At 71.8% G+C, this 13,475-nt stretch carries 14 protein-coding genes; 5 read left to right on the top strand and 9 right to left on the bottom strand.

Annotated features, from left to right (window positions below; all coding sequences use genetic code 11):
- Positions 1–3: 3 nt before the first annotated feature.
- Positions 4–501, top strand: coding sequence for a DinB family protein (locus ACWCXC_RS00615; protein WP_450680849.1), 498 nt, complete (start codon positions 4–6; stop codon positions 499–501).
- Here the strand turns inward: ACWCXC_RS00615 and ACWCXC_RS00610 are convergent.
- A complete protein-coding gene (locus ACWCXC_RS00610; RefSeq protein ID WP_450885722.1) occupies positions 498–1,016 on the bottom strand; it encodes a GNAT family N-acetyltransferase in 519 nt (172 codons plus the stop codon). The genes ACWCXC_RS00615 and ACWCXC_RS00610 overlap by 4 nt on opposite strands.
- Before the next feature lie 28 nt (positions 1,017–1,044).
- Positions 1,045–2,046: a WD40 repeat domain-containing protein gene (locus tag ACWCXC_RS00605; protein WP_450680847.1), complete on the bottom strand. Its 1,002-nt coding sequence runs from the start codon at positions 2,044–2,046 to the stop codon at positions 1,045–1,047.
- Between the two features lie 58 nt (positions 2,047–2,104).
- On the opposite strand from ACWCXC_RS00605, the gene ACWCXC_RS00600 reads away from it, so the two are divergent.
- Complete coding sequence (locus ACWCXC_RS00600; RefSeq protein ID WP_450885720.1) at positions 2,105–2,794, top strand: GDSL-type esterase/lipase family protein; 690 nt, start codon at positions 2,105–2,107, stop codon at positions 2,792–2,794.
- 35 nt (positions 2,795–2,829) lie between these two features.
- Positions 2,830–3,402, top strand: coding sequence for a GNAT family N-acetyltransferase (locus ACWCXC_RS00595; RefSeq protein WP_450680846.1), 573 nt, complete (start codon positions 2,830–2,832; stop codon positions 3,400–3,402).
- 8 nt (positions 3,403–3,410) lie between these two features.
- Here ACWCXC_RS00595 and ACWCXC_RS00590 read toward each other — a convergent pair whose 3' ends face one another.
- The 3 genes from ACWCXC_RS00590 to ACWCXC_RS00580 all read right to left on the bottom strand — a co-directional run bounded on the left by ACWCXC_RS00590 (position 3,411) and on the right by ACWCXC_RS00580 (position 6,116).
- Positions 3,411–4,001 carry a helix-turn-helix domain-containing protein gene (locus ACWCXC_RS00590; RefSeq protein WP_383643225.1) on the bottom strand — a complete coding sequence of 197 codons (591 nt, stop codon included), beginning with the start codon at positions 3,999–4,001 and terminating at the stop codon, positions 3,411–3,413.
- Positions 4,002–4,121: 120 nt separating this feature from the next.
- Positions 4,122–4,772, bottom strand: coding sequence for a TetR/AcrR family transcriptional regulator (locus ACWCXC_RS00585; protein WP_450885717.1), 651 nt, complete (start codon positions 4,770–4,772; stop codon positions 4,122–4,124).
- A 243-nt stretch (positions 4,773–5,015) separates the two neighbouring features.
- Complete coding sequence (locus tag ACWCXC_RS00580) at positions 5,016–6,116, bottom strand: hypothetical protein (protein ID WP_450680844.1); 1,101 nt, start codon at positions 6,114–6,116, stop codon at positions 5,016–5,018.
- Positions 6,117–6,546: 430 nt separating this feature from the next.
- Here ACWCXC_RS00580 and ACWCXC_RS00575 point away from each other — a divergent pair, with 430 nt between their 5' ends.
- Both ACWCXC_RS00575 and ACWCXC_RS00570 read left to right on the top strand, forming a co-directional pair.
- The gene (locus ACWCXC_RS00575; protein WP_450885715.1) at positions 6,547–7,920 is read left to right on the top strand and encodes a class-II fumarase/aspartase family protein; all 1,374 of its coding nucleotides are present in this window, start codon (positions 6,547–6,549) and stop codon (positions 7,918–7,920) included.
- A complete protein-coding gene (locus tag ACWCXC_RS00570; RefSeq protein WP_450680842.1) occupies positions 7,917–8,720 on the top strand; it encodes a methyltransferase domain-containing protein in 804 nt (267 codons plus the stop codon). Before ACWCXC_RS00575 ends, ACWCXC_RS00570 begins: the two co-directional genes overlap by 4 nt.
- A gap of 131 nt (positions 8,721–8,851) precedes the next feature.
- Here the strand turns inward: ACWCXC_RS00570 and serC are convergent, their stop codons facing one another.
- The 4 genes from serC to ACWCXC_RS00550 are packed head-to-tail and all read right to left on the bottom strand — an operon-like array spanning position 8,852 to position 13,246.
- On the bottom strand, positions 8,852–9,973 hold the full coding sequence (gene serC, locus ACWCXC_RS00565; RefSeq protein WP_450885712.1) for a 3-phosphoserine/phosphohydroxythreonine transaminase: 1,122 nt from the start codon (positions 9,971–9,973) through the stop codon (positions 8,852–8,854).
- Between the two features lie 4 nt (positions 9,974–9,977).
- The gene (locus ACWCXC_RS00560) at positions 9,978–11,360 is read right to left on the bottom strand and encodes a glutamate-cysteine ligase family protein (RefSeq protein ID WP_450885710.1); all 1,383 of its coding nucleotides are present in this window, start codon (positions 11,358–11,360) and stop codon (positions 9,978–9,980) included.
- Between the two features lie 48 nt (positions 11,361–11,408).
- Positions 11,409–12,071 (bottom strand): O-methyltransferase, encoded by a 663-nt coding sequence (locus ACWCXC_RS00555; protein WP_450680839.1) that lies wholly within the window; start codon positions 12,069–12,071, stop codon positions 11,409–11,411.
- An 11-nt stretch (positions 12,072–12,082) separates the two neighbouring features.
- On the bottom strand, positions 12,083–13,246 hold the full coding sequence (locus tag ACWCXC_RS00550; protein WP_450885708.1) for an amidohydrolase family protein: 1,164 nt from the start codon (positions 13,244–13,246) through the stop codon (positions 12,083–12,085).
- Positions 13,247–13,475 lie beyond the last annotated feature (229 nt).

Below are 13,475 nucleotides of genomic sequence, written 5' to 3'. Positions count from 1 at the left end.
GGGATGACGAGGACCGTGCCGTACACCGGCAGTGAGAAGGAGTCCCTGCACGCCGCGCTCGACCGGCACCGGGATGTGGTGCTGTGGAAGCTGGAGGGCCTGGACGACGAGCGGATACGGCGGCCGATGACGGGGTCGGGGACGAATCTGCTGGGGCTGGTGAAGCATCTGGCGACGGTGGAGTACGGCTGGTTCTGCTCACCGTTCGGGTTCGAGGGGGAGAAGCTCTGGTTCGACCCGGCCACCGAGGACATGGCGGTCGCGCCGGAGGAGTCGACGCAGGACATCCTGGCGTTCTACGCCCGCGCCCGCGCCGCCGCCGACCGGGCCATCGCGGCGACGGACCTGGAGACGACGGGGACGGCGTGGGACGGGCGGATCGTGTCGATGCGGTGGGTGCTGATCCACATGCTGGAGGACGTCGTCCGGCACGCGGGGCACATGGACATCGTCCGGGAGCTGCTGGACGGGGCGACGGGCGCCCACCCGGACACGCCTTAGAGGGCGAGCAGCCAGCGTTCCTCGCCGTCCTCCCACTCCCCCGTCCGCTCCAGTCCGGCCGCCCCGGCGACGGCCGCGGAGGCGGTGTGGTCGGGGTGGATGTGGGCGATGACGGTGCGGGCGGCGCCGGTGTCGCGGAGGTGGGCGACGAGGGCGGTGGCGGCCTCCCTCGCGTAGCCCCGGCCCTGGAACTCCGTGCCGAGGACCCAGGCGATCTCGGCCCGCGCGGCGACGGTGTCGACGGTGGCCTGGACGTATCCGGCGAGCCGCCCCTCGTCGCGTACGCGCAGGACCCAGTTCCACCACAGCTCGCCGGGGTCCGGGGATCCGGCGGTCTGCCGCGTGTAGCGGGCCCGCAGGGCGTCGGCGTCCTCCGGCGCGCCTCCGGTGTAGGCGTGGAGCGCGGGATCGGCGAGGACGTCCGCCATCTCGTCGGCGTGCCCGGTGCTCAGGGGCACGGCGTCGAGACGGGGGGAGGTGAAGGGGGCGGGTCGGGCCGCGAGGGGAGTGGTCATCGTGGGAGGACCCTACCCAGGCGGTTCGTCACCCCTTGCGCCGCCTGCGTCCCACGTACAGCAGCAGGCCGATGCCGGCGAGGACGGCGAGGCCCGTGAGGGTGGTGCGGGGGACGGTGGTGCCGCCGTCGCCGGCCGTGCCGCCCGCACCGGCCGAGGACGGGGACGTGCCCCCGGCGCGCCGGCCGCCGTCGCCGTTCTTCTTCAGATCGACGCGCACGACGTCGCTCCGCTCGCCCTCGGAGCCGAACATCAGCGCCGAGCCGTCGGCGGTGTACGTCACCGACTCCGACTGCGGGAGCAACGGGGACTCGACCGCGTAGTCCGTGCCGAGGCGGCCGTTCGCGAAGGCGTAGCCCCGGGCGCTGAAGTAGGAGCGCAGGACCAGTTCGGTGCCGTCGGGCGAGAACGCGCCGTCGGTCACCCACGGCACCTCGCCCACGCGCCGGAAGACGTTGTTCGTGCCGGTGGTGAGCTTCGGGGGGCCTTCGTAGAGCCCGCCGCCGTCCTCGTTCTTCGAGGCGATGTAGACCCGGCCGGTCTTGGGGTGCACCATCAGCGCCTCCGCGTTGCGCGGCCCGTCGGCATACGTGACGTCGAACTGGGTGGCCCGGACCGTCGCGTCGCGCAGTTCCTTCGGCTCGGGGAAGCGGTAGATCCAGACGTGGTCCCAGCTGCCGTTGAGGTTGTCGCCGATGTCACCGACGTACAGGTTCCCGTCCGGTCCGAGGGAGATCGCCTCGACGTCGCGGGGCTCGCCCACGCCCTTCATCGTGATCCGGGCGACGGTCTTCCCGGTGCGGGAGTCGACCGCGAAGACGTACGGGCCGTCGTCGCTGTCGTTGTGCGTCCAGTAGATCCCGGGGTGGGCGCGGCTGGCCGCGAGGCCGCTGGATTCGGTGATCCGGGGGTCCTCGATCGTGAAGTCGCGGTCGGGCTCCCCGCCGTCCGCGGCGGCGGGCGGCACCCCGGCGGCCAGGGCCAGCAGCGCGGCGACGGCGGCGGGGACGGTCAGTCGGTACGGACGCATGGCACAAGTGTCCATCGTCACGTCGCAGGCCGGAGCCATGATCCGCCATGATGACGCCATGCGTTTCATGTGCGTCGGCGATTCCATGACCATCGGACGCGCCGGTGACTTCACATGGCGCTACCGCCTGTGGCAGCACCTGGAAGCCGCCTTCGACGGTCCGTACGCGCTCGTCGGCCCCCGCACCGCCCTCTACGACGCGGACACCGGCACCGCCGTCTCCGACGCGTACGCCGCGCCGGACTTCCCCGCCGGGGCCCGCCGCCATCTGGCCGGATGGGGCGAGGGCTGGCTGCACATGGCCCCGGTGATAGGCGACGCGGTCACCGAGCACCGCGCGGACGTCCTGCTCGTCTCGCTCGGCCTGATAGACCTCGGGTTCTACACGGACAGCACGCAGACCGCCGAGAACGCCCGCGCGTTCCTGACGGCGGCCCGGGAGGCGAACCCGCGCGTCCGGTGCGTGCTGCTGCCCGTCATACCGAACGTGCGGGCCGAGACGGACGCCCCGTTCGCCGCCGAATGCGCCCGCTTCAACGAACTCCTCGCCAAGACGGTGGCCGATCTGGACGCGCCGGGCTCCCCGATCCTGCTGGCCTCGCACCCGCACGGCTACGACCTCCGCACGGACACGTACGACGGAACGCACCCGGGCCCGTCCGGCGAGCACCGGCTGGCCGCCGCCTTCGCCGACGCGATGCACCAGGCGTGGGGCCTGGGCGGGCCGTACCGCCCCGCTCCCCGCTGATCCCCGGACGACCGCCCGTCCCTACGATGGGCACCATGCCCTCGCATCCCGCCCCCGCGCCGCCCCCTGCCGGTTCCCGCGTCGAACTCCAGCCCCTCACCCTCGCCGACCAGGACGAGTTCTGCGCGATGGTGGCGGCCAGCACCGAGCTGCACGGGCCGTGGATGCAGCTCCCGTCGACGCCGGAGGCCTTCCAGGAGTGGATGCACCGCTTCGACGACGGCAGCAACGTCGGCTTCCTGATCCGGAACCGGGAGACCGGCGAGGCCACCGGCACGGTCAACATCAACTCGGTGATCCGGGGCCGGTATCAGGGCGCGTCCCTCGGTTACGCGGCCTTCGGCCCGTCGGCCGGCCGGGGCTACATGACCGAGGGCCTGAAGCTGATCCTGCGGTACGCCTTCGAGCAGCTGCGGCTGCACCGGCTGGAGGCCAGCATCCAGCCCGCGAACACCGCGTCCCTGGCCGTGGTCCGCAGGCTGGGCTTCCGGCACGAGGGCCTGTCGCCCGCGTATCTGTACATCGACGGCGCCTGGCGCGACCACGAGCGCTTCTCGCTCACCGCGCCGGAACCCTGGACCCCGGACCCGTCGCTGCCCGCCGTCTGAGGACGTCGTCAGCCGCCCGAGGGCTTCGCCCGGACGTGCATCCGCTCGCCCTGCGGCCCGAACAGGCTCAGGAACTCCACCGGTTCCGGCCCGGCGGCGCCCCACCAGTGCGGGGTGTGGGTGTCGAACTCGGCGACCTCGCCGGGCGTGAGCACGAGATCGTGTTCGCCGAGGACGAGCCGCAGCCGCCCGGAGAGCACGTACAGCCACTCGTACCCCTCGTGCACCCGCTGTTCGACCGGGCCCTCGGTGCCGGTCGCCCCGGGCATGACCTGCTTGTACGCGTTGACGCCGCTGAGGTGGCGGGTCAGCGGGACGAAGGTCATGCCGTGCCGCTTGAAGGGCCGGAAGGTGACGCGCGGGTCCCCGGTGTCCGGGGCGCCCACCAGCTCGTCCAGCTGCACCCCGTACGCCTTGGCCAGCGGCAGCAGCAGTTCCAGGGTGGGTTTGCGGCCGCCGGACTCCAGCCGGGAGAGGGTGCTGAGCGAGATGCCGGTGGTCTCGCTCAGCTGGGCCAGGGTCGTGCCGCGTTCGGTGCGCAGGGCGCGCAGGCGGGGGCCCACGCCGGTCAGGACGGACGCCAGCTCGTCGCCGTCCATGGCCCCGCCGCCGGCCGCCGCGCCGTTGCCCGCTGTTCCGCTCTCGTCCGCTGCCATGGTTCCATTTGCCGCCCCGGCAAGCGGTGTTGTCAAACGGAGGCCGTAACCGCCCGGGAGGCGTCAGGGCCGGATGCCGTTGGCGGGGCCGATCATGGCCATCGACAGCCGCGTGAACTCACTGGTGAGCCAGGACGGCGGTACCTGGCGCGGTCGCCGGCCGTGGTGCGCGAGCAGTTCGTCCACGGAGCGGGTCAGCACCTTCACGACGACCGCGAGGTTGCTGTCCACCGCGTGGCCGCGGCCCCGGGCGCGTTCGGCCTCCTGGGTCAGGAAGTCCGTCCACACCTGCCGCCACATCGCCAGGTGCTCGTCCATCTCGCGGCTCACCCCCAGCACCTCCACGAAGGCCACTCTGGCCTCCTTCGGGTCCTGGGTGACGGCCCGCACATAGGCGTCGAAGAGCCGGTAGACCCGCTCCTCCGTCGGACAGGTGTCCATGCCCTCGGCGGTCAGCTCGATCTCGGACGCCCGCATGCCGCGCGTCGCGACCTCGTCGTACAACTCGGTGAGCAGCGCCTCCCGCGAGGCGAACTCGCGGTAGAAGTCCCGCACCTGGACCTGCGCGGCGGCGCACAGGTCCTCCACGCCGGTGCGCGCGTAGCCGTACACGGCGAACAAGGTCCGCCCCGCCGCCATGAGTTGCGCACGGCACCGCGCGGGTTCCCTCGCCGTCCGTACGCCGTCCCAAAGTTCCACCCCGGTATCCACCACGGGTCCTCCTCAGTCCGTCCCGGCCCCCGGGCCCACGATCCACGGGCGCACCGAGCGTAACGGCGCGCTCACCGTAGCGCACGCTTCTTCGCCCCCACCACACCCATAAGGAGCCCGAACAGCAGTGCCGTTCAACGGAACGGGAGGTGCGCCGCCTGCGCCCCCGCACGGGGGCGCGCACCCCGGATACGCACGCGGGGGTGAACGGGGCGCGGGCGTGTCGTCGGGGCGGGCGCCCCGCCCTCAGAGCCGTGTCACCCGCCCGCACCGGTCGCCGCCGTCCTTCGGGACGCGTTCCGCCATGGAGGTGTCCCGTTCGTACGGGTCCTTCGGGGCGCCCTCCAGCGAGCCGTCACGGGCCTGGCGGTCGGCGGCGAACTCGGGGACGTAGAAGCCGGTGCGGTTGGCGCAGCCGCCGTTGGCGGCGTCGGTGCGGAAGACGATGAGGGAGAAGGTGTCCGGCTCGATCTGCACCTTGGACGGGTCCTCCCAGCTCATGACCGTTTCGCGGCGGACGACGGTCCGGGCCACCTCGTCGCTGTCGTCGTCCGCGCGGACGACGGGGTACACGTACGTCACATCGGCCGTCACGTCGAGCGCACCGCCCTTGCCCTCGCGGTACGTGATCCGCCCGAGGGTGCGGACGACGTCGTCGACCACGCGGAACCGGGCCGGGTCGAAGCGGCTGAAGAGGTGCAGCGGGTCGTTGTCGACGCTCGGAGCGGACAGCGCGGCCTTCACATAGCCCTGGACGTCCTTCTGGTGCGGGTTGAGCAGGGCGAGGGCCTTCGCCGGGCGCTCGCCGCGCAGCACGCCGGGGTCGGTGTTCGTCGCGGCGAGGAAGTCGCGGGAGCGGGCCAGCGCCCGCGCCACCTGGGCCTTGTCCATCCAGCCCGTGGCGCGCGCCTCGGGCAGCGTGAGCGAGGAGACCCCGTCCTCCCATCCGGCGGCGGGCGATCCCTTGAACGGGTCGTCCACCGTGGGCGGTTCGGCGGACCGTGCCGAGGACCCCGACGTGGCCGGCTCCCCCGTGGGCCCGCCGTGCGACACGGAGTCCCCGGACCTCCCGTCGAACCACCCGGCCACCGTCCCGGGCATCAGCGCCACCACCAGCAGGGCGAGCACCACGACGAACCCGACGACATACCAGGTCCGGCCCTTCGTCCGGGCGGGCGGCCGGTGCGTACGCCACCCCTCCGGCGGGTCGGGTTCGTCCGCGAGACGCCGCGTCACCATCCGGGCACGCGCCGACGGCTCCTCGGGCGCTCCGGCTGACCCGGCCTCCGCCTCCCGCAGGAACCGCTCCCACTCCTCGTCCGGTATGGACGACTCGTCCTTGCCCACGCCGTGTCCCCCTTGCAGTCCGCGATCCGTGCATCATCACACGGAACGGTGAATCGTCGGTCAACGGCCTTCACCGGTAAGGGTGATGGCGTCCGGTCCGGCGGGAATCTGGCCGAGAGTGCAGCGTCGTACCCCTCCCGGGATGGGACATCCTGATATCGAGCGGTTCGGAAGAGAAAGCCAACGCCCTTTGAGGATTTGAGGCTTCATGACGGATTCCATCCCGCACGTCAAGGACGGCGCGTCCCTCGTGGACGACGCTCCGGGTGACTGTCCGGAGAACACATTCCCCCCGTCCCCCGCCCCCGTCGAACCCTGCGCCCATCAGCGCGCGCACATCACCGATTCCCGATTTCACGGTGGTGGATATGCCACCGCGGAAAGCCGGCGCATATTCTGCGATCAATGCCGGCTGCGACGCTGGCTCCGCGTGGAAGTGGCGCTGGCCTCGTGCCAGGAGCGTCTGGGAATGGTCGCCCCCGGCACCGCCGCCCGGATCTCGTACGCGTCCGAGCCGGGCCGCATCGATCTGGACGCCCTGGCCCCCGAGTTCCGCCGGACCGGGCACTCCCTGGTGCCGCTGCTGCGCGGCCTGCGGACGGCCTGCGACGACGCGTCGGGCGAGATGGCCCATCTCGGCGCGACCACGCAGGACATCCAGGACACCGCGCAGTCCATGGAGATGCGCGAGGTGCTGACGGGCGTGGACGCCGCCGTGCGCGCCATGGTGGAGACCCTGACCGGTCTCGCGGAGGCGCACGCGGAGAGCCTGATGCCGGGGCGCACCCACGGCCAGCCGGCCCTGCCGACCACTTTCGGCCTCAAGGTCGCCGGCTGGCTGGACGAACTGCTGCGGCACGCCGAGCGGTTGGCGCAGTTGCGTCCACGCGTCCTGACGGCGCAACTGGCCGGCGGGGTCGGCACCATGGCCGGGTTCGGCGGGCGGGGGCGCGAGCTGCTGGCCCTGTTCGCCCACGATCTGGACCTGGGCGTGCCGGCGGTCGGCTGGCACGCCGCCCGCGACCGGGTCGCGGAGTTCGGGGCGGCGCTGGCCATGCTGACGGGCACGCTGGCCCGGATCGCCGACGAGATACGCGTGCTGTCCAGGGCCGAGATCGGTGAGGTCGCCGAGGGGTGGCAGTACGGCCGGGTCGGCAGCAGCACGATGCCGCACAAGCGCAATCCGGAACGGTCGGCCCAGGTGGTGCTGCTGGCCCGTCTCGTGCGCGCGCACGCCTCCCTCGGGATCGAGGCCATGGTGCAGGAGCACGAGCGGGACTCGCGCGGTCTGCGCATGGAGTGGGTCGCGGTGGCCGACGTCTCGCACTACACGCTCGCCGCGCTCGACATCCTGAACGAGGTGCTCTCCGGCCTCCAGGTCGACAGCGAGCGGATGGCGGCCAACGCGTGGGCGGAGGCCGAATCCCTGTGCACCGAGGCGGTGATGCTGGCCCTGACGCCCTCGCTCGGCCGGCAGAGCGCCCATGTCCTCGTGTACGAGCTGAGCCAGCGCGCCCAGAGCGAGGGCACCCGGCTGCGCGACTGCCTCCTCACCGATCCGGTGGTCACCGCCCGGCTGTCCGCCGCCGAGGTGGACACGCTGCTGGACCCCTCCTGCTATCTGGGCGAGGCACGGGAGCTGACCGGCCTCGCGCTCGACCGGGCCCGTGCCTGGCTGGCCACCACCCGCCCGCCGTCCACCCCCGCACCGGGCCCCGCAGCACCTGGCTCCCCCGCACGGTCCGCCCCCGCGTCAAGCGCCCATGCACCCGGCGCCGCCCTGCCGCAGGAGGCCCGCTCATGACGGGGCTGCTGCGCTTCGACGGGGACCGGGCCACCGAGGCCGACACGGAGGCCCACGCCCCCGACATGGTGGCCCAGCGCCGGCACGTGCGGCGGCAGCTCGCGGTGCGGCCGGGGCACCGCGTCCTGGACGTCGGATGCGGGCCGGGCTATCTGCTCTCCGAGCTGCGCGCCGACGCCGGCCCCGCGGGGCGGCTCTGCGGCATCGACATCAGCGCCTCCATGCTGGAGCTGGCCCGTGCCCGGTGCGGGCCCGGCTCCGCGCCCGGCACGGTCGAGCTGCGCACCGGGCGGGCGGAGCGGCTGCCCTTCCCGGACGACACGTTCGACGCGGCCCTGTCGGTGCAGGTCTACGAGTACGTCGAGGACATCGAGCGGGCGCTGGCCGAGCTGTTCCGCGTCCTGCGCCCCGGCGGCCGTGCGGTGGTCCTGGACACCGACTGGGATTCGCTGGCGTGGCGCTCCGCCGACCGCGAGCGAATGCGGGACGTGCTGGAGCTGTGGGAGGACCACGTCGCCCATCCGCGTCTGCCGCAGCACCTGGGCCCCCTGGCGCGCCGCGCCGGTTTCCGGGAGGAGCCCCTGACCACGCTGATGTTCGTGGACCGGGAGCTGGACCCGAGCCGGTACAGCTACTGGCAGATCGGGTTCATCGAGGCGTTCCTCGCCGGTCACCCCCGGGCCCGTGCCGATCGGACCCGGGCCTGGAGCGACGAGCTGCGCGAGCTGGCCGCGCGCGGCGAGTACTTCTTCAGCCTGAGCCGGTACGCCTTCACGCTCCGCAAGCCCCCGGCGCCCTGAGGGGAGGTGGTGGCCGGTCCCGTCCGACCGGCCACCACCGCGCGTACCGCTCGCGTGCCTCGCCGGGCAGCCCTCCGCCCCCGGCCCCGTACGGCTCGCATGCTTTGCCGGGCCGCCCCCGTCCCCCCGCCTCAGCCGTGCACGCGCTCGAACTCGCGGAGGTAGCCGGCCAGGGCCAGGACCCCGTCCATGGGCATGCCGTTGTAGACGGAGGCGCGCACCCCGCCGACCGTTCGGTGGCCGGGCAGGCCGAGCAGGCCCTCGGACACCGCCCCTGCCAGGAACGCGCCGGTGAGCGACTCGTCGGCCAGGCGGAACACGATGTTGGTGAGCGAACGGTGGTCCGGGTGGGCCGTGGGCCGGTAGAAGGCGGTCCGGTCCAGCTCCCGGTAGAGGACGGCCGCCTTGGCCTCGTTGGTGCGTTCGACCGCGTCCAGACCGCCCTGGTCGCGGATCCACTCCAGGACCAGGGACAGGACGAAGACGGCGAAGGTGTTCGGGGTGTTGTCGAGCGACCGCGTCTCGGCCTGGACGGCGTAGTCGAGGAGCCTCGGGGTCACGGGCAGGGCCTGCCCGATCAGGTCGTCCCGGACGGTGACCAGGGCCATGGCGGACGGGCCCAGGTTCTTCTGGAACCCCGCGTACACGACGCCGAACCGGGTGTGGTCGATCCTGCGAGACAGGATGTCACTGGTGGCGTCCGCTACAAGAGGCGCCGGGAGCCCCTGCGGGAAGGCGTTCCACCGCGTCCCGTACACCGTGTTGTTACTGGTCAGATGAACGAACGCGGCGTCCTGCGGGCAGTCCTCCGGACGGACGGCCGGGATGCGGTCGAAGGCGGTGGCGACGCTGCTGGCCACGGTCTTCACCGTGCCGTAGCGCGCCCCCTCGCGGGCCGCCTGCTGGGCGAACAGCCCCGTTTCGACGTAGCCCGCGGTGCGGCTCGCGGAGCGGGCGATCAGGTTGAGGGGCACGGCGGAGCACTGCATGCGCGCACCGCCGTGCATGAGGAACAGCTGGTGGTTCGCGGGAAGGGCGCACAGATCCCGGAACAGGGTGTCGACGGTCTCCATGACGGCGGTGAAGCGCGGGCCCTTGTGGCTGATCTCCACGACCGAGGCCCCGTCGTCCGCGTGCGCGCCGAACTCCTCGCGGACGCGCTCGGCCACCGGCCGGGGCAGTGTCGCGGGCCCGGCACAGAAGTTGTACGTGTGCCGGGGCGCGGGGACGGGTATCGGGGAGGGCTCGCTCACGGCGTCACATCCTCAGCTTCTCGACCAGTGCCTCGATTCCGTCGGCACGCAGGCACGCGACCGCGTCCGACGCCGGGTTCGTCCGGTCCCGCAGGCGCCGGGCCAGCGGTTCCAGCTCCTCGACCGGTGCGGCCTGCCCGCGCCGCAGCCCCTCCTCCGCGAGGACGAGGGCCTGGCGCCCCCAGTGGTCGAGCGGGGCGCCCGCCACCTCGGCCCCCCAGCCGTCCGTCTGCACCCCGGGCATGGCCGCACGCGACCGGTCCAGGCTCCAGGGGACGAAGAGCTTCTCGCACTGCTGGACGTTCGCCATCCAGCCCAGGACCATGGCCAGCCACGAGAAGGTCTCCTGCCGGCTCATCGTGGGCAGGTGCCGCACCTCGACGAACGTGTCGCGCCCGCCGTTGCACAGCACCGACTCGGGCCGGTCCGCCGCCACCGCGGCCAGCACCTCCGCGACGCTGCACGTGTCGTCCAGCCGCATCCTGATGCGCACGGCGGGCCAGTAGAAGACGAGCCCCATGGCGAGGTCGTCGACCGTGCACGACAGGGTGCGCTTCGCCCCGTGGAAGTCCACGAACTCCGCCTCACCCGCGCGGGCGAACTCCGTCGTGGTCAGCGTGGGGACCAGGGGCCGGTAGATCACCCCCGACCGGGACACCTCGAAGATCGGCGTCGCCCAGGCGTCCCGCATGTACTGCGCCAGCCCGGAGTAGGTCCGCCTCGGGAAGAGCAGCCGGTCGGTGAAGAACGGATTCGCCTCGGACAGCTCCATGTAGCCGCGCAGCCGCAGCGACTGCCAGGGCTGGACCCGTTCGGCGAAGACCGCGGAGTTCGCCCCCCAGGCGCACAGGAGGGGCGTCATGGTGATCAGGGTGTTGCAGAACGGGATCACGTCGGGCAGGGGCACGTCGATGTTGAACTGCACGGCGGCGAACCCGGGCCAGGCGTCGGCCGCGTAGAGCCCGGGAACGCGCTCCGCCTGGGCCAGCCAGAACTGGTAGTGCCCCTTGTCGGCCAGATACGGCCGCCCCAGCGTCTCCGTACGCGGCTGGCAGCCGTGGGCCAGCACGGACAGGCCCTCCGCCTCCATCGCGGGCAGCAGCAGGGTGTCGAGCGTATCGTGCCAGGCCGCCTTGGCGTCGGCGAAGCCCTCCTCGGGCGGGAGGGCCATCTCCACCGTGCAGAACCCGTAGTCGTTGCCCACGTCCAGCGTTCCGGAGCTCCGACGGGACTTGACGCCCACCACGGTCCCGCTGGTGGCGTCGGTGTAGGCGGAGAAGCCCTCCCGGCCGGCGAGTCTCCCGAACAGGGCTTGTACGGAATGCTCCTCGGCCGCCATTCCGCGGGCGTCCACCGTGGGCAGTTCCGATTCAATGCCGATTTTCATCCACAAGCCTTAGTTTCGGTGCCGTCGTCTTCCGGAGGAGAGGTTATGTCACAGGGACGCATTCCCTGGGGACAACGCACGCTTCGTGGTGACTTCCAGCCCGTCCCCCAAGGAGAGCACTTGGCTCTGCGCATCGGAGATTCCGTTGATATGACGGCGGTAACGTCCGATCACTTCGGCATTCTTCTGCGGAACCACCACATTGTCCGCGACAATCACGCCCCCGGGCCGCAGGGCCGGCCAGCAGGCGTCGAAATCGCGGACGTACAACTCCTTCCAGTGGTCGAGCAGCACCAGGTCGATCGGCTCCGGCAGCGTGGCCACCAGATCCCCTGCCTCGCTGGTGGTCAGTTCCACGTGGCCGTCGAGTCCGGCCTCCGCCAGGTTCGCGCGCTGCTCGTCCTGCTTGTCCTTGTCGACCTCGATCGAGTACAGCCGCCCCCCTGTGGCCCGTACGGCCTCCGCCAGCCACACAGTCGAGTAGCCCACGGAGCCGCCGACCTCCACCACGGTCCGGGCGCCGGCCAGCCGGACCAGGGTGTTCAGGAACAGCCCCACCTCGGGCCCCACGTCCAGCATGAAGGAGCCCGCCCGCTCGCGAAGGGCCGTGCCGCCCGCCGCCCGCAGTTCCTCCAGCTCCCGCTGCTCCCGCAGCGAACGGGCCTCCAGACCCGCCAGCACGGAAGCGATCCGCGGGTCGAGGGCGGGCATGACCGGCCGCATCAGCCGATTCCGAAGAATCGTCGGGCGTTGTCGCAGAGGAGTTTCCGCTTGACCGTCTCGCCGATATCACCCCGGTCGGTCAGCGCCGTCACCGCCCCCGGGAATTTCGCGTCGAAATGCGGGAAGTCGCTCGCGAACAGCAGATTGTCCTCAAGCCCCTGCTCCACGAGCATCGGCAGCAGCGCGTCCTCGGGTTCCACCCCGAGATAACACTGCCGCTTGAAATAGGTGCTCGGCTTCTCCGGCAGCGGCTCGCGGTCCTTCGCGAACTGCTCGACGTGATCGTCCATGCGGTTCAGCCAGAACGGCGCCCAGCCCGCACCGGTCTCCATGAAAGCGAAATTCAGCGCGGGATAGCGTTCCATCACACCCCCGGTGATGAGCAGCATGATGGCCGTCATGTGCTCGAAGGTGTGACTGACCAGATGCCCCTGCATGGTGTCGTGCGTGCGTTCCGTCCCGATGCGCGGAATGCGGGCGACCCCGAATCCCTCGTGGAAGCAGACCGCGATCCGATTGCTCTCGCAGAACTCCCAGAGCGCCTCGTACACCGGGTCGTCCACATTGGTCCCGGCGACGGTGTTCGGCCGCAGGATGACCGTGCGGACCCCCTTGTCGAGCGCCCGCCGGGCCTCTTCGAGGGCGAGCACGATGTCGTGCTGCGGCAGGGCGGCCACGGGCAGGAGACGGCTGGTCTCCGCCGAGCAGTACTCGAACGCCCAGTCGTTGTACGCCCTGGTCACCGCGTGCGCGAACGACGAGCTGCGCAGCGCGGGCAGCAGCCCCAGGACCTTCGACGGGAAGATATACGCCTGCGCGATCCCCTCCCGGTCCATCGCGGACAGCCGGTCCTGCGGGTCCAGCCCGCCGCGCCGCAGCGCCCCCAGCACCTCCACGGTCGCCGGGTCGTCGAACAGCCAGCTGCCCGGCGTGTACGTCGCCCCCTGCGTGCTCCCGAACCAGGCCGCCTGGGTGGGCTTTCCGTGGAACGTCGCCGACGGCCCCTCGATGACGCGGCCTTCCGCGATCAGTTGGTCGTCCTGGTACCGGGGCATCCACGCGGCATATTCCTCGGGAATTCTCCCGCGCCACCACTGATCGGAATCGGGAAGGACGATGTGGCTGTCGGCGTCGATTACCGGGAAGTCAGGACGAGAGGCCACAGACTACTCCTAGAGATCGTCTTTCGCGGTGCGGCGCATACGCGGCCCACTCACCCGGAGCGACACCCGCCCACGCCGCATTCCCACCTGGTCCGGGGATTCTTGCGCGCCCTCCCAAAGACGGGGAAGGGGGCAATGTTGCGATGGCGCGAACCAACCCCCTTGACCTGTACGGCATTTACTCACCCGGCACGCCGGACAGGACCGCCCGGACGATCAGCGAATGGAT

It is taken from the genome of Streptomyces sp. NPDC001515 (assembly GCF_053597115.1).
The sequence above is the reverse complement of the archived record's forward strand: the minus strand, read 5'-3'. Positions and strand labels throughout refer to the sequence as shown.